Source organism: Pseudomonas sp. WPR_5_2 (genome assembly GCF_003634475.1).
GTDB lineage: Bacteria > Pseudomonadota > Gammaproteobacteria > Pseudomonadales > Pseudomonadaceae > Aquipseudomonas > Aquipseudomonas izuensis.
In genome coordinates this window covers 429,176-455,140 of sequence record NZ_RBLA01000001.1, presented here as the reverse complement: position 1 = coordinate 455,140, position 25,965 = coordinate 429,176, and the positions used below count along the sequence as shown (strand labels likewise).

Sequence of the window (25,965 nt, the reverse complement as noted above, 5' to 3'; positions counted from 1 at the left end):
CCCTACGTTGCACCCTCGGAGAGGGTTCATGCAGCCGGTCGTGGCTTATTTGCGTGTAGGATCGGGATGGGATGGTTGAAGCCGGGGGCTGACAGAAAAGCCTTCAGTCAATGAAGGCGGGGGTATTGGCGGACTGCTTTGTTGACTGGACTGCCGTCTTCGCCGGCAAGCCGGCTCCTACAGGGGAAATGCGTACGGACTCCCAAACAGGTCGGCTGTCAGGCCGCCTCGCATTGCTTTTGATCTGGGCGCCCCGTTAAACCACGCTGGCCGGAGAGAGGGCATGCCGAGCCTGAGCGAGGCACCGAGTGGTGGGGCAAGAGCCCTTGGTTACTTAGGGCCGGGCGGCGTTCCGTTCTTCCAAGTGACTCGCCGTAAGGGCGAAACCGCCAGCAGCCGTTACCGCAGCAATGGATATGTACACCATAAAAAGTAAGTCGCCTGACACGCCGCCTTCGCGGGCAAGCCTCGCTCCTACAAGTTGCCGGGGCCAGGATTTTCTCGATCGGGCAGGGTGGTTGTGTCCATTGGCGCTTTCGCGGTACCGAGCTTTTGCGCACTCCGCCACGAAGCAGGCGGCATGCCGAACTGGCTGATGAACCAGCGCGTGAACGAACTCGCCATGGAGTAACCGAGCATGTCGGCGATGCGCCCCAGCGAATAGTTCGGGTTTTCCAGATAACGCAGCACCAGGTCGCGCCGCACGTCGTTGATCAGGTCGTTGAAGGCACAGCCGTCGTCTTTCAGGCGACGTTGCAGGGTCCGCACATTCATGCCCTGGGTCTGGGCGATCTGCTCGATGGTGGCACGTCCCATCGGCAACAACAGGTAAATGGCCTTGCGCACTTCGAACAGAATCGACGGCCCTTCGTGGCTCTGTAGCGAGTCAAGGTAGCGCTGGGCGTATCGGGCCATGGCGGGGTCGGCATGGGGATTGGTCATGTCGAGGCTGGCATCGGGGCAGACGATGCCATTGAACTCACTGCCGAACTCCAGGTTGCAGCCAAACAGGCGCCGATGCAGGTGCAGGTTGTCGGGCGGCTGGTGCGTGAAGTTGACACTGTAGGGCTGCCAGTGGGCACCGAGCAGGGCGGAGCACAGCCGGAACATCACACCGATGGCCAGTTCATTGGCCTGCCGGCAGGGCATGGGCGAATCGGTGATCACTTCCTCGCGAATGATCACCATCTTGCCGGCCTCTTCAATGTAGATGGCCAGCGAATCGTTCATCAGGTGCCGGTAGTGCACCACTACCTGCAACGCATCACGCAGCGTTCGCTGATGACTCAGCAGCAGGCTGACGACACCGAAATCCGAGAGCTGGCGCGATTCGGCCATGCTCAGGCCGAAGCTCTGGCAACCGCTGGCAACCGCCGATTCCTCCAGCAGTCGAACAGCCGAATCGATCGGAATTCGATGCTCGGGCGTTTGCAGCCGGGCCTTGCTCAGGCCGACGCTCGCCAGCAAATCGTGTGGATTGAACCCAAGGTAATGAGCAACGTCCAGGTAGTTGGTCAGGACAGCGGCGCGAACGAGCTTTGTCATGCAGAGGCGTTCCTGCAGGGATTCCGATGGAAGTGGACGTGGTGAATATAGTCAGCACGTCGGCAATTGAACAACTTTCGAAGTCACGTTAACAGCTTCCGCGCGACCATCAGACAGGGGCCATCAGGCTGTCATCAAAAGAAAAGCCGCTGTCGTCAAATGAAAAGCGCGGCCCATCCCGGCTCTTTAATGTCAGTCCAACAAAAAGATTCTGGCGAAACAGCCAGTCGAGACTGAGAAGCCGAGGTTATCCAAGTGGACAAACTGCAAACCGCCGCCACCGTTCTGATCGTCCCGGGCCTGCGTGAGCACGTTGCCGAACATTGGCAAACGTTGCTTGAGGCCCGTTTGAGCAAAGTCCGTAGCGTTCCCCCACTTGAGACCGACAAGCTCGACTGCGCTGCCCGTGTCCGGGCAATCCAGCATGAGCTGGAGCAAATCGATGGGCCGGTGATTCTCGTCGCCCACAGTGCCGGCGTGCTGATGGTCGCACATTGGGCCGCCACGCATAGCCACCCGATCAAGGGCGCCCTGCTGGCCGCGCCACCGGATCTGGCTGCCCAGTGGCCGCAAAACTACCCGAGCCCGCAAACCCTTCGCACCCATGGCTGGGACCCGCTGCCCAAAGGCGCGCTGCCGTTTCGCAGCATCGTCGCCGCCAGCACCGACGACCACCTCGCCAGCTTCGACGCGGCCAAGCGCCTGGCCCAGGACTGGGAGGCAGAGCTGATCAACCTCGGTGATGTCGGCCACCTCAATCCGGCCTCAGGCTACGGCCCGTGGCCCCAGGCAGAAGCACTGATTCTGGACCTCGATCGCTAGGGTCGACCACCCGGTAAACGTCCTCACGCCATACAGGCACTGGCTCTCTCACCAAGAGTCGGCAGGGGACCCCTGCGCTTAAAACAAATACAAAAAGCGGAGCCAACGCAATGCATAACAATAAGAGTCACAGCTACACACTCCCTTCGCGTCGCAGTCTGCTGGCCCTGGCCATCCTGGCGGCTTCCATGCCGACCGCATACGCGATGGAGGTGGAGACCGGCAATCCCGACTGGAACGTGCGCTTCGATAACACCGTGAAGTACAACTACGGCGTGCGTACCGAAAACGCCGACAAACGCATGTTGGGTACGCCCAACAACAACGACGGCGACTACAACTTCCGCAGGGCCGGGACCAACATCACCAACCGTGTCGACCTGTTGACCGAGATGGATGTGGTCTACCAGCAAAACATGGGTTTTCGCGTCAGCGCCGCGAGCTGGTACGACAAGGCCTATGAAAACACCGGCTCCAATTCCAACCCGTTCGTCAACGGCAATAAAGGTACCTCGGGCCTGGTCGCCAACGACCCGCGCCTGGCTGGCGTGACCAATGACAACGTCGGTTTCGGCAGCCCGCACCTGAGCAACTATGCCCAGCGCTACTACACCGGTCCGTCCGGCGAGATCCTCGACGCCTTCGTGTTCTACAGCACCGAAGTGGGCGAAGAGTCGATGTTCAGCATCAAGGCCGGGCAGCACAACGTGTTCTGGGGTGAAACCATCCTCAACCCGGTGCATTCGATCAGTTACGGGCAGTCCGGACTGGACCTGGCCAAGCTGGCGGCATCGCCGGGTACCGAGGCCAAGGAACTGTTCGTTCCGCGTAACCAGATCTCGATGACGTTCACCCTCAACCCCGAGTTGACCGTGGGCGCCCAGTATTTCCTCGATTGGGATGCGGCGCGCCTGCCTGAGGCGGGCACTTACTATGGCGGTTCCGATCTGGTGGGCTTCGGCGCGCAGTCGTTCCTGTTGGGCAACACCAACTCCATCACCCCCGGCAGCCCGCTCGGCTGTGGCCTGGCACCCTGCAACGCACTGACCAACGTGCGTCGTGGCGATGACCTGACGCCGCGCAACTCAGGTGATTGGGGCGTCATGGCCAAGTGGTCGCCTGCCTGGCTGGACGGCACGCTCGGCGTCTACTACCGCCAGACTTCAGACATCCTGCCCCAAGCCTGGCTCGATGCCCGCGGTTTGAGCTCGGCCAATCCTAACGGTACGCGGCCAGCGGGCCAGGTGCCGGCCGTGGTCAACACCTTGAACTCGTTGAGCACCGCCACTTACCAACTGGCTTACTCCGACAAGATCGACATTTTTGGCCTCAGCCTGTCCAAGGATGTCGGTGGCATCAGCGTCGGCAGTGACCTGAACATCCGCCACAACATGCCGCTGGCCAGCATCCCGGCGATCGTCAGCACGACCAGCCCCCTGGGGCTCGGTCAAGGTCTTGGTTTGTTGCCGCCACGTACAGCAGCCACCGGCGTGATCTATGACACCCCGCATGATGGCGACAGCATGAGCGCCACCGGCGACACCTTGCACTGGACCCTCAACGGGCTGATGACCCTGCCCAAGACGCCAGTGTTCGATTCCGCCGTGCTGCTCACCGAGCTGTACTACAGCAACCTGCTCAAGCTCGATAGCAAAAACGAGGCGCTCTACAAGGGCAAGAGCACTTACCGTGGCGTCGATGCGCCGACCCGAGACAACTGGGGCATCGCGGTCAACTTCACCCCGACCTGGTACCAGGTGTTCCCCGGCGTGGACATGAACCTGCCGATGTCGGTCAACGTCGGCCTCGACGGTGTTTCGCCGGTCTCCGGCGGCGGTGCCAAGGACACCGGCAACTATGCCGTCGGCGTCGGCGCCATCGTTTACAACAAGTACTTCGTCGACCTCAAGTACGTCGATTCCTTCGGCAAGGCTGACAAGTGCAACGTCAGCGGCAACAGCACCGGCGCAGCGAACGCCGGAAGCGGCGACGGCTCCACGCCGAACGCCTTCAGCGGTAACGAAAACTATGCGTGCTTCGCCGGTGGCTACTCAGCCTTCTCGGGCGGCGGTGCGACCACCGAAGACCGTGGCGCGCTGTACCTGACGCTGAAAACCACCTTTTGATTCATCCAATACCCAGCCACCAGGCAGGAGTAGAAACCATGAAATTCGTGAAAACCTTGTTGGCCGCATCACTGGCCATGACCCTCGCGGCCCATGCGCAGGCCGCCGTATCGACTCAAGAAGCCGGCAAGCTCGGCAGCAGTCTGACTCTGGTAGGTGCCGAAAAAGCCGCCAGCGCCGATGGCTCCATTCCGGCCTATGCCGGTGGCCTGACCACCGCCCCGGCCAGCTTCAAGGCCGGCGACAGCATGCGCCCGGACCCGTTTGCCAGCGAAAAACCGGTGCTGGTGATCGATGGCAAAAACGTCGATCAATACAAAGCCCTGCTCTCGGCCACCACCGTTGAGCTGGCCAAGCGCTTCCCGAGCTTTCGCGTCGATGTCTACCCGACCCACCGCACCGTGGCACTGCCGCAGACCGTGCTGGACAACAGCGTGAAAAACGCCACCGGCGCCAAGTCACTGGAAGGTGGCCTGGCCATCGACAACGTCTTGCCCGGCGTGCCGTTCCCGATTCCGCAATCGGGCAGCGAGGCGATGTGGAACTTCCTGCTGCGTTACCAGGGGGTCAACATCAATTCCAAGTACGACTCCTGGAACGTCGACTCGGCCGGTGTGCCCAGCCTTGCCACTACCGGGCAGGCGTTCATCACCTATCCGATCTACGAGAACATGTCGCAGCCGATCACCAGCTCCGACGTGTACTACCAGATGAAGTTGTACTACACCGGCCCCGCGCGCCGGGCCGGCGAGTCGATCATGCTCAAGGACGCCGCCAACCCGCTGGAACAGCCGCGCCGCGCCTGGCAATACCTGCCGGGTCAGCGTCGGGTCAAACTGGCACCGAACCTGGCCTACGACACGCCAAACCCGGGTACGGCCGGCGCCGGCACCTACGACGACGTGTTCGTGTTCAACGGTGCGCTGGATCGCTACGACTGGAAACTGGTCGGCAAGCAGGAAATGATCGTGCCGTACAACACCTACAAGCTGACCTACGTCCAGGACCCGAAAAGCATTACCACCGCCAATCACATCGCACCGGACTTCGTGCGCTGGGAAAAACACCGCGTGTGGGTAGTGGAGGGCAACCTCAAGGCTGGCGCGCGCCACGTGTACCAGAAGCGTCGCTTCTACCTGGATGAAGACAGCTGGGCCGCTCTGGCGTCCGACCAGTACGACGCACGCGGTCAGCTCTATCGCGGTTCCTTTGCCTTCCTCAGCCAGAGCTACGACAAGCAGGTGCCGGATTCCACGCCGTTCATGATCTATGACCTGGTCGGCGGCTCCTACAACATCAACGGTGTGGTAGGCCCGTACGGCGGCATCCGCTACATCGACTCGCTGTCCAAGGCGCAGTGGTCGCCGGAGTCCCTGGCGGGCGCAGGTATTCGCTGAGTCGGGTTTCAACGCCGGGTCGCCTGCGGGCACCCGGCGCAGTTTTCTCATGAGGACGCCGTATGTATTCGTTCAAGAAGTGCGTGCCGCTGCTGATGGGCGCCGCGCTGGCTCTGTCGCAAGGATTCGCTCAGGCTGCCGCCTACGTCGACGTGCTTGATCTGCCCGCCAAGCCCAGTGTTCTGGCCGTGCGCAGCCCCTTGCTGGACGCGACCCGTGCCGGTGACCGATTGGTTGCCGTGGGCCAGCGAGGCCACATTCTTTTTTCCGATGACGCCGGCCAGCAATGGCGCCAGGCCACCGTGCCGGTCAGTGCCGACCTCAATGCCGTGTACTTTCCCTCGCCGAGGAACGGCTGGGCCGTCGGCGGCGATGGTGTGGTGCTGCACAGCAGCGATGGCGGCGAGACCTGGAACAAACAACTCGATGGGCGCCAGATCGGTGACTTGCTGGTCAAGCATTACTCGGCATTGGCCCAGGCCGAGCCGGGCAACGAGCAATGGCCAGTATTGGCCGCCGAAGGTCAGCGACTGGTCGAGGAGGGCGCTGACAAGCCCCTGCTGGATGTCTGGTTCGCCGACGACAACATCGGCTACGTGGTCGGTGTCTTCAACCTGATCTTGCGCACCGAAGACGGTGGCAAGCACTGGACACCGTTCCAGGACCGTACCGAAAACCCCCAGGGCTTTCACCTCAATGCCATTGCCTCCACCGGTGATGGGCTCTACATCGCAGGCGAACAAGGCCTGCTGCTGAAATGGGATGACGCCGGGCAGCGTTTCGTGGCCTTGCAGACCCCCTACCAGGGCAGTTTTTTCGGGGTGATCGGCAAACCCGGCGAAGTGCTGGTCTACGGGTTGCGCGGGCATGTGTTGCGCAGCACCGATGGCGGTGCCAACTGGACGCTTCTGGAGACCGGCCTGCAAGTCAGCATCACTGCCGCGGCGCAGGGTGATGACGGCCGCTTCCGGCTGTTCACCCAGGCCGGGCACGAATTGCTCAGCCAGTCTGCCGAGACTCGACTGCAACTGATCGCCCAGCAAAACCAGTCCCCCGTCGCGGGTGCCGTGCAGGCTGCCGATGGCTCGCTGATCGTGGTGGGCAGTCGTGGTGCGCGGTCGCTTTCCAAAGAATAAGAACCGATAAAATCAGAGCGGGTACCCTCCTATGGGCAATATTCAGCAAGACACCATGCCGGTGATTGGCGACTTGCGCGACTTCGATCACCGTTCCGGCAACCGCCTGGAACGGTGGGTGTTCAACCACCGTCCGCTGTTCATGCTGCTGATGGCGATGATCACCCTGTTACTGGGCTACATGATGGCAACCCGCCTGGAGTTGCGCCCGAGTTTCGAGAAGATGATCCCGCAGAGTCAGCCGTACATTAAGAACTTCCTCGAGAACCGCCAATCGCTGCGCGGCCTGGGGAGTTCGGTACGGGTCGTGGTGGAGAACACCCAGGGTGATATTTTCGACCCCGAGTACCTGAACGTACTCAAGCAGGTCAATGATGAATTGTTCCTCGCCGAAGGCGTCGACCGCGCCTGGATGAAGTCGCTGTGGAGCCCGGCGGTGCGCTGGACCGAAGCCACTGAAGAGGGTTTCCAGGGCGGCCCGGTGATGCCCGATGCCTACACGGGCACCCCCAAGGACATCGAGCAGTTGCGGCAGAACATCAACCGCGCCGGCATTGTCGGCAGCCTGGTGGCCAGCGACTTCAAGTCAACCATGTTGATCGTGCCGCTGCTGGACAAGGCCTCGGCCACCGGCCATGGCATCGACTATCACACGTTTTCGCGGATGCTCGAAGAGCGCCTGCGCGACAAAATCGAGTACGCAGGCTCCGGGCACAAGGCCGGGGAAGAGGGCAAGGGCCATTACAAGGTCCGGGTGATCGGCTTCGCCAAACTGGTGGGCGACCTGATCGACGGGCTGATCCAGGTCATGATGTTTTTCGGCCTGGCGGTGATCACCTCGCTGGTCATCATTTACCTCTACACCCGTTGTGTGCGCAGTACCTTGTTGGTGGTCGGCTGTTCGTTGATCGCCGTGGTCTGGCAATTGGGCATCGTCGCCTGGCTGGGTTATGCCATCGATCCTTACTCGGTGCTGGTGCCATTCCTGATTTTCGCCATCGGCGTGTCCCACGCCGCGCAGAAAATGAACGGCATCATGCAGGACATCGCCCGTGGTACCCACAAGCTGGTGGCCGCGCGTTACACCTTCCGTCGCCTGTTCATCGCCGGCGTCACCGCGCTGCTGGCCGATGCCGTGGGCTTCGCGGTACTGATGCTGATCGACATTCCGGTGATTCAGGACCTGGCCATCACCGCCAGCATCGGTGTCGCGGTGCTGATCTTTACTTCGCTGTTGTTGATGCCGGTGGCACTGTCGTACGTCGGCGTCGGCAGCAAGGCCGCCACCCGTGCGTTGAAAATCGACACCCGGGCCGCCGAGCATCGCGGGTTTGGCAAGCTGTGGGACATGCTCGACCGTTTCACCACCCCCAAGTGGGCGATGGGCACTGTGTTGGCCGCCCTGGTGCTGGGCATTGCCGGCTTCATGGTCAGCCTGAACCTGCAGATCGGCGACCTCGACAGTGGTGCGCCGGAGCTTCGCGCCGACTCGCGCTACAACCGCGATAACGCCTACATCACCAGTCACTATGCGCTGTCCAGCGATCTGTTCGCGGTGATGATCAAGACTGCCCCCGAGGGTTGCCTGAACTATCAGACACTGGTCCAGGCCGACCGCCTGGCGTGGGAGTTGCAGCAGTTGCCGGGCGTGCAGGCCACGTCATCGCTGGTCAACGCGGTGCGCCAGATCACTGCCGGTACCTTCGAGGGCAACCCCAAGCTCAACAGCATCCAGCGCAACCAGAACGTATTGAACTATGCCGCGCAACAGGCCTCGGTCAACGCCCCGGAGTTGTTCAATACCGATTGCTCACTGATGCCGGTGATCGCCTTCCTCAAGGACCACAAGGCGCAAACCCTTGATGCCGTGGTGGCCGTTGCCGATCGATTCGCCAAGGAAAACAGCAGCGCCGATCGCCAGTTCCTGCTGGCCGCCGGCAGCGCCGGGATCGAAGCCGCCACCAACATCGTGGTGCGCGAAGCCAACCACACCATGCTGTTGTACGTGTACGCGGCGGTGACCCTGTTCTGCCTGATCACCTTCCGTAGCTGGCGTGCAACCGTTGTGGCGCTGCTGCCGCTGGTCCTGACGTCGATCCTGTGCGAAGCGCTGATGGTGGTCATGGGCATTGGCGTGAAAGTGGCCACGCTGCCGGTGATCGCGCTGGGGGTCGGGATTGGCGTGGATTACGCGCTGTACCTGCTCAGCGTGCAACTGCAATACCAACGCCAGGGCATGCCGTTGGCGCAGGCCTACCGCAACGCGGTGTCGTTCACCGGGCGGGTCGTGGGGCTGGTGGGCATTACCCTGGCCGCGGGCGTGGTGTGCTGGGCCTGGTCGCCCATCAAGTTCCAGGCCGACATGGGCATCCTGCTGACCTTCATGTTCCTGTGGAACATGCTCGGTGCACTGATCCTGATCCCGGCGCTGTCCTTTTTCCTGCTGCGAAAAGTCACACCGGCTGCAGCGAAATCCACCGAACCCGTGGTGGAGCGTGTTGGCGTCCACTCCTGAGGGTGGCACTTCCATTGACCAGGGCCTGTTCAAAGGCCCTGACATTGCCTGAGTCTTTCAAACATGTCTGATTACAAAGCGCCCCTGCGCGACATTCGATTCGTACTCAACGAAGTTTTCAACGTTTCCGAGCTGTGGGCCGCCATGCCGGCGCTGGCCGCGGTGGTGGATCAAGACACCGCCAATGCGATCCTCGAAGAGGCTGGCAAGATCTCCGCAGAACTGATTGCACCGCTCAATCGCAGTGGCGACGAGCAAGGTTGTTCGTGGCACGACGGTGAAGTCACGACGCCTGCGGGCTTTGCCGATGCCTACCGTGCCTTTGCCGAGGGTGGTTGGGCCGGCGTGGGCGGTAACCCGGCGTACGGCGGCATGGGCATGCCCAAGGTCATCGGCGCCCAGGTTGAGGAGATGGTCAACGGCGCCAATCTTTCGTTCGGCCTGTACCCGATGCTGACCGCCGGCGCTTGCCTTGCGCTCAACGCCCACGCCAGCGAAGAACTGAAAGCGGCGTACCTGCCGAACATGTACGCCGGCATCTGGACCGGCTCCATGTGCCTGACCGAGCCGCACGCCGGCACCGACCTGGGCATCATCCGCACCAAGGCCGAACCTCAGGCCGACGGTTCCTACAAGGTCAGCGGTACCAAGATTTTCATCACCGCTGGCGAGCACAACCTGACCGAAAACATCATTCACCTGGTGCTGGCCAAACTGCCGGACGCCCCGGCGGGACCGAAAGGCATTTCGCTGTTCCTGGTGCCCAAGTACCTGGTCAATGCCGATGGCAGCCTGGGCGCGCGCAACCCGGTGAATTGCGGTTCGATTGAACACAAGATGGGCATCAAGGCCTCCGCCACCTGCGTGATGAACTTCGACGATGCCGTGGGTTACCTGGTCGGCGAACCGAACAAGGGCCTGGCGGCGATGTTCACCATGATGAACTACGAGCGTCTGGGCGTCGGTATCCAGGGCCTGGCCACTGGCGAGCGCTCTTACCAGAACGCCGTCGAATACGCCCGTGATCGCCTGCAAAGCCGTTCGCCGACCGGCGCGCAGAACAAGGACAAAGTGGCCGACCCGATCATCGTCCATCCGGACGTGCGTCGCATGCTGCTCACCATGAAGGCCTCGAACGAAGGCGGCCGGGCGTTCTCGACATACGTTGCCATGCAACTGGACACCGCCAAGTTCAGCGAAGACACCGCGACGCGCAAACGCGCCGAAGACCTGGTGGCGCTGTTGACCCCGTTGGCCAAAGCGTTCCTGACCGACCTCGGCCTGGAAACCACGATCCACGGCCAACAGGTATTCGGCGGTCACGGCTACATCCGTGAATGGGGCCAGGAACAACTGGTGCGCGACGTGCGCATCACCCAGATCTACGAAGGCACCAACGGCATTCAGGCCCTGGACCTGGTGGGGCGCAAGATCGTCGGCAGCGACGGGGCGTTCTACAAGCTGTTCGCCGACGAGATTCGACACTTCACCGCGACCGCCAGCGCTGAACTGGCGGAGTTCACCAAGCCGCTCAACGATGCCGTGGATATCCTCGACGAGTTGACCGCCTGGGTACTGGACCGTTGCAAGACCAACCCGCAGGAGATCGGCGCGGCGTCGGTCGAGTACCTGCAAACCTTCGGTTACGTGGCCTACGCCTACATGTGGGCGCTGATGGCCAAGGCGGCTTTGGGCAAGGAAGCGCAGGACGATTTCTACGCCAGCAAACTGGGCACGGCGCGGTTCTATTTCGCCCGCCTGTTGCCGCGGATTCACTCGCTGAGCGCATCGGTCAAAGCCGGAAGCGACTCGCTGTTTCTGCTCGACGCAGCGCAGTTCTAACAACCAACAGCATCAGGAAGATTTCACTGTGGTGACCACAAAAATAATCGCGCCTGCGCAAGGCGCCTACAGCTATCCCTTGTTGATCAAGAGCCTGTTGCTCTCGGGCAAGCGCTACGCACCCAATCAGGAAATCGTCTACGCGGACAAGCTGCGTTATAGCTACCAAACGTTGAACGAGCGCATAAAACGCCTGGCCAACGCGCTGACGAGCGCTGGCGTCAAGGCAGGGGACACCGTGGCGTTGCTGGATTGGGACAGCCATCGTTATCTGGAGTGTTTTTTTGCCGTGCCGATGATTGGAGCCGTATTGCACACGGTGAACATTCGGCTCTCGGCGGAGCAGGTCTTGTACACCATGAACCACGCCGAGGATGACCTGGTGTTGGTGCACGACGATTTCCTGCCCCTGGTCGAGCAGATCAAGGATCAGTTGACCACCGTCAAAGGCTTCATCCAGCTCAGCGACGACGAAGCGGCTTCGACCACGCTGCCGGTGCTGGGTGACTACGAACACCTGCTGGCCAGCGCCGAGCCGCATTACGACTTCCCGGACTTCGACGAGCAGTCAGTTGCCACCCTGTTCTATACCACAGGCACCACCGGCGACCCGAAGGGCGTTTACTTCACTCATCGCCAGTTGGTGCTGCATACGCTGAATGCCGTGGGCACGCTCGGTGTGTATCAAGGTCGGCCGCTGCTGCGCTCCGACGATGTGTACATGCCCATCACCCCGATGTTTCACGTCCATGCCTGGGGCGTGCCCTATGTCGCGACCTTAATGGGCATCAAGCAGGTGTACCCCGGTCGTTATGAACCCAATGCCCTGGTCAGGTTGTTTCGCGAAGAGAAGGTGAGCTTCTCCCATTGCGTGCCAACGATTTTGCAAATGATCCTGAGCTGCGACGAAGCCTCCCGGACTGACTTCAAAGGCTGGAAAATGCTCCTGGGCGGCAGTGCCTTGACCCATGGTCTGGCTGACCTGGCGACCGAGCGGGGTATGCATGTGTACAGTGGATACGGGATGTCCGAAACCTGTCCGTTGTTGTGCCTGGCACACTTGAGCGACGCGGAGCTCGATCAGCCGGCCCACGAGCAGGTCGCCGCGCGGATCAAGACCGGCGTAGCGGTGCCGATGGTGGACTTGAGGATCATCGATGCCAGCGGCAACGAAGTGGTACACGATGGCGAGGCGATGGGCGAGATTGTGGTCCGTGCACCTTGGCTGACCCAGGGCTATCTGAAGGCGCCCGAGCAAGGCGCACAACTCTGGGAAAACGGCTGGATGCATACCGGTGACATCGCGTCTATCGATGCCATGGGTGTCGTGGAGATCAAGGACCGGATCAAGGACGTGATCAAGACGGGCGGGGAGTGGATCAGTTCGCTGGAACTGGAAAGCCTGATCAGCGAGCATCCCGCCGTCGCGTCGGTGGCGGTCGTCGGCATCCCTGATGCACAGTGGGGCGAGCGTCCCGTGGCCCTGGCCGTTTGCGTGCCCGGCCAAAGCATCAACGCGCAAATGCTGGAGGCCCATCTGCATCAATATGTCGAGAGTGGCCGTATCAACAAGTGGGCGATCCCGAGGCAGATCCGAATCGTGGCTGACATTCCCAAGACCAGTGTCGGGAAAATCAACAAGAAGCTGATTCGCGAGCAGGAAATGAGCCTATAAACACTGTGGGAGCGAGCCTGCTCGCGAAGGCGGCGTCTCATTCAACACTATGGTTGATTGATACACCGCTTTCGCGAGCAGGCTCGCTCCCACAGAAGGGCGTGGGTTATTCCAGGTGTTCGGGTTTTACCGGGTCGCCGGATTTCATGTTCAGTTGCACCCGTACATCCTCGAACATCGCGTCGTAGTGCTTGTGGATCGAGCCGATACTGCTCTGCGCTTTTGGAATACCGTACTTTTCGGCGATTTTCGTCACATTGCTGGCAAAGTTGTAGGCCTGATCCTTGGGCAGGAAGAACGGGTCATCGACCGTTTTGCCCTCAATCGTGCCATGCATCTTGAACAGCATGCCTTTGCCTTCCTTGGGATCCTGCACGACCTCGTAATCAATATGAATGTTGTAGCTGACATCGTTCTTGTTCAGCGCATGCCGCTCGATGTGCAAATGACCGGGCTCGAACGTAGCCATTGTTGTCTCTCCTTTGAAGGCATTGGAGTAGGGCAGACTCTGGGTCTACCCCGGGAGTTTCTTTTCTGAATAACTTTTATATCCGTTAGTGCTTGGCCGATACGCGATGACGCTGGCGCAGGGCTGATCCTGGATGAGCGTTTGGATCATCGGAGGCGGGCCAATCACCGCATCTTTTCCAGTATGGCAGGCAAACTCGCGGAAGGCCTGAACCTTGGGCGGCAGTGCGAGCGTTTCAAACTACACTGAAGTGGGGCCGGGAAAAACCACCCCGTGAACCGGTTAGGCTCAGGGCCTTGAGCCCACCCCTAAAAACATTCCAAGGGCCAGGGATCTGCCAAGGTTGGACGCATGCAAAGCGTTGCGGAAAAAAAGCGGGCACCTGTGCTCGATCCGATCGATCGCGTCTCGGAAGTGATCTTCGGCTTGCTCATGGCGATGACCTTCACCGGAACAATCAGTGTCGTCACAACGGATCAGGAAGCCGAACGGGTCATGATGATCGCCGCGCTCGGCTGCAACCTTGCGTGGGGCCTCGCCGACGCGGCCATGTATCTGCTGCGGGTGCTGATCGAGCGCAGCCGCAACCGCACGCTGCTTAGCAGCCTGCGCGGTGGCTTGGATGCGTCCACCGGCCAGGCGCTGGTTGCTGATGCGTTGCCTCCACGTATCGCGACAGCGGCTGGTACTGACGGACTGGAAATGCTGCGCCAGCGTTTGGCCGACGCGCCCGCCGTCTCGGTGCCGCGCCTGGGCGCAGATGATTTCAAAGGCGCCTTGGGCGTTTTCCTGCTGGTCGTACTCTCGACGTTCCCGCTCGTGGTGCCTTTCATGCTGTTGGACCAGACGATGCTGGCCGTGCGCGTATCCAACCTGGTGGGCGTCGGGATGTTATTCGTGGCCGGCTGGATTCTTTCGCGCTATGCCGGCGTAAAACCCTGGCTGGGCGGATTTACGCTGGCCATCGCCGGGTCACTGCTGATCGTCGCGATCATCGCGCTCGGCGGTTGAACAGTCTTCCTTCATCAAGTACCTGTAACAACACCATAGAGTCGACCTGTCAGTTGTCAGTGACCTGCATCCGTGAGGTATTGAACATGGCAAAAGTTAAAAAGGACGCGCAGAAGAAACCGTCTGCGCAAACCCCGAAACTGAAGAACAAGGACTACCTGGAGCAGTTGCGCCGACTGCACGTCGAACTGGTCAAGTTGCAAGAGTGGGTCACACAAGAGGGCATCAAGGTCTGCGTGGTCTTCGAGGGGCGTGACGGGGCCGGCAAGGGCGGGACGATCAAGGCGCTGACCGAGCGCGTCAGCCCGCGGATCTTCCGCGTGGTGGCGTTGCCGGCGCCGTCCGAGCGCGAGAAGAGCCAGATGTACATGCAGCGCTACCTGCCGCACCTGCCCGCAGCCGGTGAAGTGGTGATCTTCGACCGCAGTTGGTACAACCGCGCGGGCGTCGAGCGCGTGATGGGCTTTTGCACCGACGAGCAATTGGACAAGTTCCTGAAATCTGTCCCGCTGGTGGAGCGCGCCATCGTCGAGTCTGGAGTGATCCTGCTCAAATACTGGCTGGAAGTCAGCGAGGAAGAACAGACCCGTCGGCTCGAGGCGCGCATTAAGGACGGGCGCAAGATCTGGAAACTGTCACCGATGGACCTGAAGTCCTACAGCCGCTGGTACGAGTACTCCCGCGCCCGTGACGATATGTTCCAGGCGACCGACACCGATTATGGGCCATGGCTGGTGGCCGACTCGAACGACAAACGCCGGGCGCGCCTGAACATCATCAGCGACCTGCTCAGCCGCATTCCCTACAAAAATGTGCAGCGCGAGCAGGTGAAGTTGCCCAAGCGGCAGAAACCAGGCAGCTATCGCGAGCCGGATTATCCGTTCCGGCGCATCCCGGAAAAATTCTGAGCGGTCCGTTCAAGCAAATCTGCGCTTTACCAAGGGAGGGCTGAAGTGCCATGAGCCAAACAGATGCTGCGCCACCACTCCCGGAGCCGGGCCGGATCGCGCGCAAGGAGGCGGGCGCCGATCAGGCCGGCTGGCTGCGCTGGTTGCCGGGGCTGAGAACCCTGCGCAGTTATAAAGTGGCGTGGTTGCCGCGCGATATCGTTGCCGGGCTGGTGCTGACCACCATGCTGGTACCGGTCGGTATCGCCTACGCCGTGGCTTCGGGCGTTCCCGGTATCTATGGGCTCTACGCGACCATCGTGCCATTGTTCGCCTATGCGCTGTTCGGCCCCAGCCGGATTCTGGTGCTGGGGCCGGACTCCTCGTTGGCAGCGGTGATCCTCGCCGTGATCCTGCCACTGTCCGGCGGCGACCCGCATCGCGCGGTCGCCCTGGCGGGCATGATGGCGATCGTTTCCGGGGTGGTGTGCATCCTGGCCGGGCTGGCGCGTCTGGGCTTCATCACCGAACTGCTGTCCAAACCGATCCGCTATGGCTATATGAACGGGATCGCGCTGACGGTACTGATCAGCCAACTGCCCAAGCTGTTCGGCTTTTCCATCGAGTCCCACGGGCCACTTCGCAACCTGTGGGCCATCACTTCGGCGGTGATGGCGGGCAAGACCAATTGGGTCACCTTCATTGTCGGCGTGGCGACCCTGGCGGTAATCCTGCTGCTCAAGGATAAAAAACGCGTGCCGGGCATCCTGATCGCCGTGGTGGCGGCCACCATCGCCGTGGGTGTGCTGGATCTCGCGGCCAAAGGTGTGGCGGTTCTGGGCTCGTTGCCACAAGGCTTGCCTGCCTTCGCCATCCCCTGGATCACCCAGGCCGATATCGTCCCGGTGTTGATCGGCGGTTGCGCCGTCGCCCTCGTCTCGTTTGCCGACACCAGTGTGCTGTCTCGCGTCTACGCGGCGCGCACCCGGACCTATGTCGACCCGAGCCAGGAAATGGTCGGGCTCGGCGTCGCCAATCTGGCCGGCGGCCTGTTCCAGGGCTTCCCGATCAGCAGCAGCTCGTCACGCACCCCCGTGGCCGAGGCGGCGGGCGCCCAGACCCAACTGGCCGGCGTCGTCGGTGCACTGGCGGTGGCCCTGCTGCTGATGGTGGCACCGAACCTGCTGCAGAACCTGCCCACCAGCGCCCTGGCGGCGGTGGTGATCGCCTCGGCCATCGGCCTGATCGAAGTCAGCGACCTGCGACGTATCTATCGCATACAGCGCTGGGAGTTCTGGTTGTCGATTGTCTGTACGGTGGGCGTGGCCGTGCTGGGGGCGATCGAGGGCATCGGCCTGGCGATTGTCATCGCGGTCATCGAATTCCTGTGGGATGCCTGGCGTCCGTACTCGGCCGTGCTGGGGCGTGCCGAAGGCGTGCAGGGCTATCACGACCTCAAGCGTTATCCCGATGCACGCCTGATCCCCGGCCTGGTGTTGTTTCGCTGGGATGCGCCGTTGTTTTTCGCCAACGCCGAGCTGTTCCATGACCGGGTGCTGGATGCCGTGGCGGCATCGCCGACGCCCGTGCGCTGGCTGGTCGTCGCGGCGGAACCTGTCACCAGCGTCGACGTGACCGCCGCCGACATGCTGGCCGAGCTGGACGAAACCCTGCACGCAGCCGGCATCGAATTGTGCGTGGCCGAAATGAAAGACCCGGTCAAGGACAAACTGAAGCGTTTCGGGTTGTTCACGCGGTTTGGCGAAGAAGCGTTCTTTGCGACCCTGGGCGCGGCTGTCAGCCGTTATCTCGAAATCCATCCGGTGGAATGGGAGCAAGAAGATCGCGAGTAGGCTGCGCGCAATCTCCACCTGTAGGAGCGAGCTTGCTCGCGAAGGTCGTGAACGATAATGCGTAAAACCAGATGCCCAACGGCGCTTTCGGGTTTTTCGCGAGCAAGCTCGCTCCTACAGAGGGGCGGGTGTTTTTCTTGGGCTTGTATGCATTGCTTTTGTAGGAGCTGGCTTGCCTGCGAAAGCGGTTTGTCAGACGTCACTGATGTTGCTGCCCCGACACCGTCAGCTCGTCAGCCTTGGTCACCCAGCCGCCGCCGGTGGCCTTGTACAAATCAATCATCGAAGTGAACACCGTGGCCCGGGTTCGGGTGTAGTTCAACTCGGCATCGAACAGACTGCGCTCGGCGTCCAGCACCTCGATGTAGCTGGTGTAACCGTTGTCGTAGCGCAGTCGCGCGTAGTGTGCATAGGTGCGCAGCGCCTCGACCTGGCGGTCCTGGTAGGCCATTTGCTCGCGAGACTTAGTCGAGGCGATCAACGCATTTTCCACGTCCCTGAAGGCCGATTGGATCGCCTGCTGGTACGTCAGCAAGGTTTGTTGCTGGAATGCTTCTGCCTGTTGCACCTGGCCGGCGATGCCGCCGGCAGTGAAGATCGGCATACTGGCGGCGACGCCATAGGACCAGGTGGCGGCGGGGCCGGTGAACAGGTTCGACAGCTGGTTGCTGACCGAACCCAGCAGCCCGGTCAGGGAAATCGTCGGGAAATACTGGGCCTTGGCGGCGCCGATCTGGGCATTGGCCGAGATCAGGTTCAACTCGGCCTGGTGCAGATCGGGCCGTCTTTGCAGCAAGTCCGAAGGCAGGCCGGCAGGCACCGAGGGCAGCGCCAGTTGTCCCAAATCACGCCCTCGCAGGATCGGCCCCGGGTTGCGGCCAAGCAACACGGCCAGTGCGTTTTCCTGTTGCGCGACCAGGGGTTCGAATTGTGCGACCGACGCCAGGGTCCGCTCGTATTCGGACTGGTTCTGGGCCAGTTCCATTTCGGAGATGACGCCGGCACCAAAGCGAAGTTTGAATATCTCGTAGGAGTCGCCCCGCGCCTTGGCGGTGGTGCGTGAGATTTCCAGCTCGCGGTCAAGATCGCGCAGCGTCACGTAACTCGTCGCCACCGACGACACCAGGCTCAAAATGACGCTACGCCGACCTTCCTCCGAAGCCAGCAGATCGGCGCGGGCCGATTCGCTCAGGCGGCGCAAACGGCCCCAGACATCCAGCTCCCAGTTCACACTGAGAAGGGCCTGATAGTTGTTGAACACCGGGTCGACGGAGGGGTCCAGTGGCACCGGACCATTGTCCCGGGGCGACCGGGACCGTTGACCTTGTGCATCGAGCCCGACCTGCGGAAACAACAGGGAGCGGGTTTCGCCGTAACGGCCCTGGAATTGCTCCACCCGTGCGGCGGCGATCTTGATGTCTTTGTTTTCCTGCAATGCCGTGCGGATCAGGTCATTGAGGACCGGGTCCTGGAACTGCTCCCACCACAGGGTATTGGACAGATCCCTGGCTTCCTTGTCGGCATAGCGATACGCCGCGGGGGTGTCGATTTCCGGGGGCTGGTAGTCGGGTCCCACCATGCAGCCGAACAGGCCCAGGCACAACAACAGCGGGAGAGGGGGCTTGCGCATATCAATCCCCCTCATGCCGGTTTTGCGCCGCGCCGTCGGGGAGCTGCGCGGACGGCGTCTGTACGGACGGCTGCGGTTCATCCTTTTTCGCGAACATCCGCTCCACCAGGTAATAGAACAAGGGAATGAAGAAAATCGCGATGACGGTCGCCGCCAGCATCCCGCCGATCACCCCGGTACCGATGGAGTGGCGACTGTTCTCGGAGGCACCGACGGCAATGGCCAGCGGCACACAACCGAGGATGAACGCCAGGGACGTCATCACGATCGGCCGCAGGCGTTCCCTCGCGGCCGTCATCGCCGCGTCGTAGGCCGACATGCCGTTTTCCCGGTTCAATACCGCGAACTCGAAAATCAGGATGGCGTTCTTGGCCGCCAGTGCCACCAGCATGGTCAGGCCGATCTGGAAATACACGTCATTGCTCAAGCCCCGGATCAGCACCGCCAGCAGGGCACCGAACAACGCAAACGGCACCGCCATCAGCACGCCAACCGGCAGGGACCATTTTTCGTACTGCGCGGCGAGGATCAGGAACACCATCACCAGGCCGAAAATGAACACCTGCGAAGAAGCACCGCCGCTCTTTTTCTCCTCGAACGCTTCGCCGCTCAACGCCAACGCATAGTCGTTGGTCATGATTTCGGCGCTGATTTCTTCCAGGGCCGCCAGCGCCTGGCCGGAACTGTAGCCGGGGGCCGCGTTGGCGGTGAGTTTCACCGCCGGGAAGTTGTTGAAGCGGGTCAGCAGGTCGGGGCCGGTGACGTAGCGGGTAGTCAACACCGATTTGAGTGGCACCATCTCCGTATTCTTGCTGCGCACGTAGATCTGTTGCAGGTCCTCGGCCTTGAGCCGATACGACGGCTCTGCCTGCAGAATGACCTGCCACAGGCGACTGAACTTGTTGAATTGCGAGACGTACAGCGAGCCGAACATGGTCTGCATGGCGCTGTAGACATCTTCTACCGGCACGCCCAGGCTTTCGGCTTTTTCCCGGTCCACGTCGACCATCAGCTGCCTGGAATGCACGTTGAAGGTCGAGGTGATCGCGCCGAGTTCCGGGCGCTGCCTGGCCTTCGCCACCAGCTCGCCAACCACTTCCGCCAGTTGGTCGACGCCGGCGTCACCCTTGCTCTGCACCCAGACTTCCATGCCACCGGTGGTGCCCAGGCCGGGAATGGACGGCGGGTTGACCGGCAGAATGATCCCCTCCTGAATCGTGGAGAAAGCACGTGCGGCTTTCTGGATGACCGCAGGGGCGCTCTGTTCCTTGATGGTTTCCTTATCCTTGTAGCGTCCCTCGAAATCCTTGAATCCGACGAAGAGGGTACCGGCGTTGTTCTTGTTCTGGCCGTCCAGCAGGCTATAGCCGTTGACGATAGCCACGCCCTCCACCGACGCATCGTTCATGAAGAAGTCACTGGCGACCTTGCCGACCTCGCCGGTGCGATCAAGGCTCGCCGCATCGGGCATGATAATGGCCCCCAGCAAGTAACCCTGGTCTTCCGGCGGCAGAAAGGCGCTGGGAATGCGCTGGCCCATCAGCAGGATCAACACGATCATGCCGGCAAACAGCAACAGCGCCACTACAAAGCGCTTAATCATGAAGGCCACCGCGTTGGAGTAACCCTCGGTCATGCGCTCGAAGCTGCGTTCGAACCAGCGGAAAAAGGCGTTCTTGTCGCCGTGCTGAGGCTTGAGCAACAGCGCCGCCAAGGCGGGCGACAGGGTCAGGGCGACCAGGCCGGAGATCACCACGGAAATGGCGATGGTGATCGCGAACTGTTTATACAGCTGGCCAGTGATGCCGCCCATGAATGCCACCGGGATGAACACCGCACACAACACCAGCACGATGGCCACCACGGGACCTGCCACTTCGTCCATCGCGCGCTTGGCCGCCTCCTTGGGTGGCATCTTGTGCACTTGCATGTTTCGCTCGACGTTTTCGATCACCACGATCGCGTCGTCCACCACGATACCGATGGCCAGCACCATGCCGAAGAGTGTCAGCATGTTCACCGAAAACCCAAGGGCAGACATACCGATAAAGGTACCGACAATCGACACCGGTACCGCCAGCACGGGGATCAGCGTGGCACGCAGGCTCTGCAGGAAGATGTAAACCACCACGACCACCAGCACCAGGGCTTCGAAGAAGGTGTGGATCACCTCGGAAATCGACGCGCGGGTAAAGGCCGTGGTGTCCATCACGATCTTGTATTCGATGCCCTCGGGAAAGGTTGCCTTCATGTCTGCCAGGGTCTTGGTGACCGCCGCCGAGACGTCGAGGGCGTTGGCGCCGGGTTGTTGATACACGGCAATCAGCGTCGCCGGCTTACCCTGATAGGTGCTGCGCAACGAGTAGTCTTTTTGCCCGAGTTCGGCACGCCCTACATCCTTGAGGCGCACGATGGCGGCGCCGTTGTTGCTGGCACGCAAGATGATGTTCTCGAACTCCGCAGGCTCGGTCAGGCGGCCCTTGGTGGTCACGGCGAACGATTGCTCCACGGCTTGCCCCGTGGGGGATTGCCCGACGCGACCTACTGCAAACTGCTGGTTCTGGTTGGCCACCGCTCTTTGCACATCCGCGGCAGTGATACCCAGCTGGGCCATGCGATCAGGCTTGAGCCAGATGCGCATGGCGTAGTCCGGCGTGCCGAAAATGGCGGCCTGGTTGGCACCCGGAATGCGTTTGATCGCATCCAGAATATAGAGGTTGGCGTAGTTGGCGACGTAGGTGCTGTCATAGCGGTCGCCGGCGGAGTACACGGAAAGGATCATCATGAACGCCGACGATTTTTTCTGCACCTGGATGCCCTGGCTCTGGACGGCGGAGGGCAGTTGCGGCAGGGCCAGGTTGACCCGGTTCTGCACGTCCACCTGGGCGAGGGACGGGTCGGTGCCGATTTCGAAGAACACGTTAAGGGTCATGTTGCCCGTCGCGGAGCTCGACGAGTTCATGTAGATCATGTTGTCAGCGCCGTTGACCTGCTGCTCGATGGGCGCTGCCACGTTATTGGCCACGACCTGCGCATCGGCGCCGGGGTAGGTGGCTGCCACGGTGATTTGCGGTGGTGTGATATCCGGGTATTGGGCGACGGGCAGTGCAAGCATGGCCACCGCGCCCGCCAGGGTGATGATGATGGAGATCACCGAAGCAAAAATCGGCCGGTCGATGCAATAGTGGGAAATGCTCATGGCGCTTTCCCGCCGGTTGCACCGGTCGTCCCCGCTTTCACTGTTTCACCTGTCTCCGCGGGGGCCGGCGTAGTGCCGGCGGCATCGACAATGTTCAGCGGTCCCCCGGGTGTGACCCTGATCGCACCCTCGACCACGATGCGCTCACCGGCATGAAGCCCCTGGCTAATGAACCAGTTATCGCCTTGCCATTCACCCACTTCGACCACTCGTTGCTCGGGTTTGCCCTCGGCATTGAGCACCCAGACGAAATGGCTCTTGGCCCCCTCGAGCACGGCTTTCTGCGGCACCAAAATGGCATTGGGCCGGGTAGCGCCCTTGGCCAGTGCCTTAACGAACTGACCGGGCTTGAGCAGCCCTTTGGGGTTGGCCAGCACCGCCCGCACCAGGAAGGTGCCGGTTTCCGAGCTGAACGATGGTGCGAGGAAATTAACCCTGCCGCGGTCAGGTACCACGGTACCGTCGGCCAGCACCACTTCGACGACAAAATCGCTGCTGGGCGGAATTTTGAGCCGTCCAGTGCTGATTTCGTCGCGGTATTTCAACGATTCGTTTTCCGAAAGGCTGAAATTGACGTACATCGGATCCATCTGCGAAACGGAGGTCAGCAGCCCCGACTCGCCCGGCGTGACGTAACTGCCGTCCTGTTTTTTTGCGTAGCTGGAAAGGCCGGTCAGGGGAGAGGTGATGGTGGTATAGCTCAGATTCAGCTGGGCGTTGCGCACAACCCCCTCGGCGGCCAGTACGGCGGCATGGGTCTCACGCTCCTGGCCGTTGGCATTGTCCAGGTCCATCTTGCTGACTGCATTCTGTGCGGCCAATGGGCGGACACGGGCCAGCGTCGCCTTGGCCACTTCCCAGCGAGCCTGTTGCTGGGCCAGTTGTCCTTTGGCTGACAGCAGCGCGGCGTCGAAGGGCTTACTGTCCATCTGGAACAGCGTCTGCCCGGCTTTCACCAGATCGCCTTCGGTGTACAGCCGCTTTTCCAGAAAACCGGCGACACGGGCGCGGATTTCCACTTCGCGGGAGCTCTGGGTCTGGGCAACGAATTCGAAGGTCACCGGGGTATCGCGGGCGGTGACTGTCATGACCGTCACATCAGGCGGTTTTCGCCCCGGAGCAACCGGTTCTTTGCCGCAGCCGGCCAGCAGGATGGCAATCCCCAGCAGGCAGGCAATTGACAGGCCGTTACCACTGGAAAGTTTTACGCCGCCCATACCCGTGCTCCATCAAGGTCGATGAAGCAAGCGTAGCTAGCATTGCTTCAGAAACCAGTGGTCGAACTCAGATCTGTTTCAAAAATGCGAAGACATCGCCAGTCAGAGCGGTCGGCAGCATTCATGAATGCACGCGGGGTATTGGAAATGACTCGGTTTAACCCCTGTGCCAATCGCCCTTGGCGCTCATTCTTTATTTGATGCGTCGCCGGCAGGCTTCGATCGAGTCTCCCCGTCAGCCGCATCGTGGTGCCGAAGGGCCAGCTCGTCCTCGTCCTGTTTCTGATAGTGCCGGGTCCACGAATCGGCCTGCTCCTCGCTTTCGCCCAGCACCAGCAGCGCGCGCCGGGATATCTCCAGGCTGGAATGGAAGGTTTCGCGTATTGGCTGTGCCCCTGCGTCCATCAACTTCAGCGCCTCTTGCCGGTCGCGGGCCCGCGCGATCACCTTGACCCCAGGGTAGAGCCGCGCAAGGGTCCTTGCCGTTTCCAGGTTGATGTGTGGATCGTCGGTGGTGACGATCACCAGCTCAGCCGTGCCCACCTTGGCCGCGTGGAGAATGTCGGGGCGGGTCGGGTCACCGTAGTAGACAGGCAGGCGCCCGGGCGCGCCCTGCTGGTCGAGTGCCTGTACCGAGGTGTCCAGGGCAACCAGGGGGATTCCCCGGGTTTGCAGCATGTGCGCGATGACACGGCCCATTCGACCCGTGCCGGCAATCACCACTTTAGGCGCACCGTTAAGTTCTGGTGGCCCCCTGGGTGTGTCCGGCGTAGCAGGGACCGTACGCATCACTGGCGACAGAGCGAACATCACCAGGGGAATCACAGCCATGGACAGTGTGATGACGAGCACCAGCAAGTCATGGACAGATTGATCGAGCAAGCGGTGGCCCAGCGCCAGTTTGAAGACCACGAAGGCGAACTCGCCACCGGAGGCGAGGACCACGCCAAGGCCGATGGCATCGGCTCGATTCAATCCACCGGTCAATCGCCCGAGCCCGTATAAAAGCGGCAGTTTCAGGCCCACCAGCAACAGCGTCAGACCCAATACCACCCAAGGCGAGCCAAACAGCAGGCGCAAATCCGCGGTCATGCCAACGCCGACAAAAAACAGCCCGAGCAGCAACCCCTTGAACGGTTCGATCTGCGACTCCAGCTCGTGGCGAAACGGCGACTCCGCCATCAGCAATCCGGCGAGAAAGGCACCCAACGCCATGGACACGCCGACATGCTCCATCAGCCAGGCGGTGCCGAGCACGCACAATAATGCAGTGGCAGTGGACAACTCGCGCAGGCCCGGAATCACTGCCCAGCCAAATACCGGGCGCAACAGAAAACGTCCGCCGACAATGATCGCGCCGATGCCGCCCAGGACCGCCAGCAGTTCACGCAACTCGCCGCCTTGCACCTGGTCAGCGTCGGCACCTCCGAGCAGCGGTATCACGGCAATCAAGGGAATGGCTGCAATGTCCTGAAACAGCAGAATGGCCACGGCCATGCGACCGTGGGGGCGGCCCAGTTCCTTGCGCTCGGCGAGGATCTGCAAACCGAAGGCGGTGGAGGACAGGGCTAGCGCCAGACCCAGCACGATGGCTGCCCGCAGCGGCTGGGCGAACACGAAGTACGCAATCACCGCAAATATCGCCCCGGTGAGCAGCACTTGAATCAGCCCGCCGAACAGCAGGCGCCGCATCATCCAGAGTTTGCGTGGCGATAGCTCCAGGCCAATGATGAACAGCAGCAGTACCACGCCCATTTCCGAGAGCCGGCTGACATTCTCGGAGTTGTCGATCAAGCCCAGCACCGAAGGGCCGATCAGCACGCCCACCAGCAGGTAACCGGGAACCGCGCCCAGTTTGACGCGCTGGGCGAGCGGCACCAGCAGCACCACCGCCAAGAGGAAGATGACGGTTGCCTGAAGCAGGTTTCCATCGTGTGACATCTGCGCTCCTCCTTGCTGTCTGCGCCATCGCGGGGGTCATGGCGACAGGAACAATCGGACCGGGGCGCGAGCGCAGTATAGTCATTGGCGCATTTCACCGAATTTCCACCGACACAGGGCAGACGCCACCCGGTTGCTACACTTTGTGTCTACCCGGTACTTCGGACCCGTCGATCATGAGCGTGAGGTCATTGACCAGGATCGACCTGCGGCGCCTGATCCTGTTGTTTACGCTGCTTACGGCGCTGATCACACTGGTGAGCAGCCTGTATGTCGTGTATCGGGTGCAGAAACGGGAGTTGATCGACTCGGCCCTGCAGTCCAACCGTGCCTACGCCACCAAAGTGGCATCCAGCATCGGTGAGTTTCTGCGCAACAGCCATGAGCACCTGGCCTACAGCGCCGACCTCCTGGCCGGGCAACTGCAAAACGAAGGGTTTTTGAAGAGCGAGGCGATTCGTCTCTAGGGCCAGGATTCGAGCTTCAACTCGGTTGCGATTTTCGATGCCACCGGGAAAGTCCTGGAAGCCTCCCCGCAAAACCTGCAAATCAAGGGGCGAATCTTCCACACCGAGGGCATCGTCCAGGCTTTGCATGGACATCAACCGATGGTCAGCTCGGCATTCGTTTCCGAGATCGGCAATCTGGTGATCTTCATTTCACAGCCGATTGTCGACAAGGGCGGGCAGTACGTGGGTGC

Annotated in this window: 17 protein-coding genes and 1 pseudogene; 12 read left to right on the top strand and 6 right to left on the bottom strand. The window is 61.3% G+C overall.

Features of this window, described 5'->3' with window-relative positions; translation table 11 throughout:
• Positions 1 to 474: 474 nt before the first annotated feature.
• Entirely contained in the window at positions 475 to 1,545 is a 1,071-nt protein-coding gene (locus BJ917_RS02055; RefSeq protein WP_121101469.1) for an AraC family transcriptional regulator, read from the bottom strand.
• 255 nt (positions 1,546 to 1,800) lie between these two features.
• On the opposite strand from BJ917_RS02055, the gene BJ917_RS02050 reads away from it, so the two are divergent.
• From BJ917_RS02050 to BJ917_RS02020, 7 genes are all read left to right on the top strand, one after another.
• Positions 1,801 to 2,367 (top strand): alpha/beta hydrolase, encoded by a 567-nt coding sequence (locus BJ917_RS02050; protein WP_121101465.1) that lies wholly within the window; start codon positions 1,801 to 1,803, stop codon positions 2,365 to 2,367.
• Between the two features lie 110 nt (positions 2,368 to 2,477).
• Positions 2,478 to 4,493, top strand: coding sequence for a DUF1302 domain-containing protein (locus tag BJ917_RS02045; RefSeq protein WP_121101462.1), 2,016 nt, complete (start codon positions 2,478 to 2,480; stop codon positions 4,491 to 4,493).
• Positions 4,494 to 4,531: 38 nt separating this feature from the next.
• Positions 4,532 to 5,890 (top strand): DUF1329 domain-containing protein, encoded by a 1,359-nt coding sequence (locus BJ917_RS02040; protein WP_096511418.1) that lies wholly within the window; start codon positions 4,532 to 4,534, stop codon positions 5,888 to 5,890.
• A 62-nt stretch (positions 5,891 to 5,952) separates the two neighbouring features.
• Positions 5,953 to 7,026, top strand: coding sequence for a YCF48-related protein (locus BJ917_RS02035; protein ID WP_121101460.1), 1,074 nt, complete (start codon positions 5,953 to 5,955; stop codon positions 7,024 to 7,026).
• 31 nt (positions 7,027 to 7,057) lie between these two features.
• Positions 7,058 to 9,541, top strand: a complete 2,484-nt coding sequence (locus BJ917_RS02030) for an RND family transporter (RefSeq protein WP_096511422.1) — start codon at positions 7,058 to 7,060, stop codon at positions 9,539 to 9,541.
• 63 nt (positions 9,542 to 9,604) lie between these two features.
• Positions 9,605 to 11,383, top strand: a complete 1,779-nt coding sequence (locus BJ917_RS02025; RefSeq protein WP_121101458.1) for an acyl-CoA dehydrogenase C-terminal domain-containing protein — start codon at positions 9,605 to 9,607, stop codon at positions 11,381 to 11,383.
• A 28-nt stretch (positions 11,384 to 11,411) separates the two neighbouring features.
• Positions 11,412 to 13,058, top strand: coding sequence for a fatty acid--CoA ligase (locus tag BJ917_RS02020; RefSeq protein ID WP_121101456.1), 1,647 nt, complete (start codon positions 11,412 to 11,414; stop codon positions 13,056 to 13,058).
• Between the two features lie 106 nt (positions 13,059 to 13,164).
• Here BJ917_RS02020 and BJ917_RS02015 read toward each other — a convergent pair whose 3' ends face one another.
• A complete protein-coding gene (locus BJ917_RS02015) occupies positions 13,165 to 13,527 on the bottom strand; it encodes a DUF5064 family protein (RefSeq protein WP_096511426.1) in 363 nt (120 codons plus the stop codon).
• Positions 13,528 to 13,878: 351 nt separating this feature from the next.
• Between BJ917_RS02015 and BJ917_RS02010 the strand changes: the two genes are divergently transcribed.
• The 3 genes from BJ917_RS02010 to BJ917_RS02000 all read left to right on the top strand — a co-directional run bounded on the left by BJ917_RS02010 (position 13,879) and on the right by BJ917_RS02000 (position 17,278).
• On the top strand, positions 13,879 to 14,538 hold the full coding sequence (locus tag BJ917_RS02010) for a hypothetical protein (RefSeq protein ID WP_121101454.1): 660 nt from the start codon (positions 13,879 to 13,881) through the stop codon (positions 14,536 to 14,538).
• A gap of 86 nt (positions 14,539 to 14,624) precedes the next feature.
• Positions 14,625 to 15,446 (top strand): polyphosphate kinase 2, encoded by an 822-nt coding sequence (gene ppk2, locus BJ917_RS02005; RefSeq protein ID WP_096511430.1) that lies wholly within the window; start codon positions 14,625 to 14,627, stop codon positions 15,444 to 15,446.
• Between the two features lie 50 nt (positions 15,447 to 15,496).
• Entirely contained in the window at positions 15,497 to 17,278 is a 1,782-nt protein-coding gene (locus BJ917_RS02000; protein WP_121101452.1) for a SulP family inorganic anion transporter, read from the top strand.
• A gap of 199 nt (positions 17,279 to 17,477) precedes the next feature.
• Here BJ917_RS02000 and BJ917_RS01990 read toward each other — a convergent pair whose 3' ends face one another.
• The 4 genes from BJ917_RS01990 to BJ917_RS01975 form a co-directional block, all read right to left on the bottom strand.
• A complete protein-coding gene (locus tag BJ917_RS01990) occupies positions 17,478 to 18,908 on the bottom strand; it encodes an efflux transporter outer membrane subunit (RefSeq protein WP_096511434.1) in 1,431 nt (476 codons plus the stop codon).
• A 1-nt stretch (position 18,909) separates the two neighbouring features.
• Positions 18,910 to 22,107: an efflux RND transporter permease subunit gene (locus BJ917_RS01985; protein WP_096511436.1), complete on the bottom strand. Its 3,198-nt coding sequence runs from the start codon at positions 22,105 to 22,107 to the stop codon at positions 18,910 to 18,912.
• A complete protein-coding gene (locus tag BJ917_RS01980; protein WP_121101450.1) occupies positions 22,104 to 23,324 on the bottom strand; it encodes an efflux RND transporter periplasmic adaptor subunit in 1,221 nt (406 codons plus the stop codon). The genes BJ917_RS01985 and BJ917_RS01980 overlap by 4 nt, the downstream gene beginning before the upstream one ends.
• 186 nt (positions 23,325 to 23,510) lie before the next feature.
• Entirely contained in the window at positions 23,511 to 25,265 is a 1,755-nt protein-coding gene (locus tag BJ917_RS01975) for a monovalent cation:proton antiporter-2 (CPA2) family protein (RefSeq protein WP_121101447.1), read from the bottom strand.
• A gap of 176 nt (positions 25,266 to 25,441) precedes the next feature.
• On the opposite strand from BJ917_RS01975, the gene BJ917_RS32160 reads away from it, so the two are divergent.
• Positions 25,442 to 25,732 carry a hypothetical protein gene (locus BJ917_RS32160; RefSeq protein WP_256658490.1) on the top strand — a complete coding sequence of 97 codons (291 nt, stop codon included), beginning with the start codon at positions 25,442 to 25,444 and terminating at the stop codon, positions 25,730 to 25,732.
• 21 nt (positions 25,733 to 25,753) lie between these two features.
• Positions 25,754 to 25,957, top strand: a pseudogene (locus BJ917_RS32605) (PDC sensor domain-containing protein); the annotation flags it as partial.
• Positions 25,958 to 25,965: the final 8 nt, after the last annotated feature.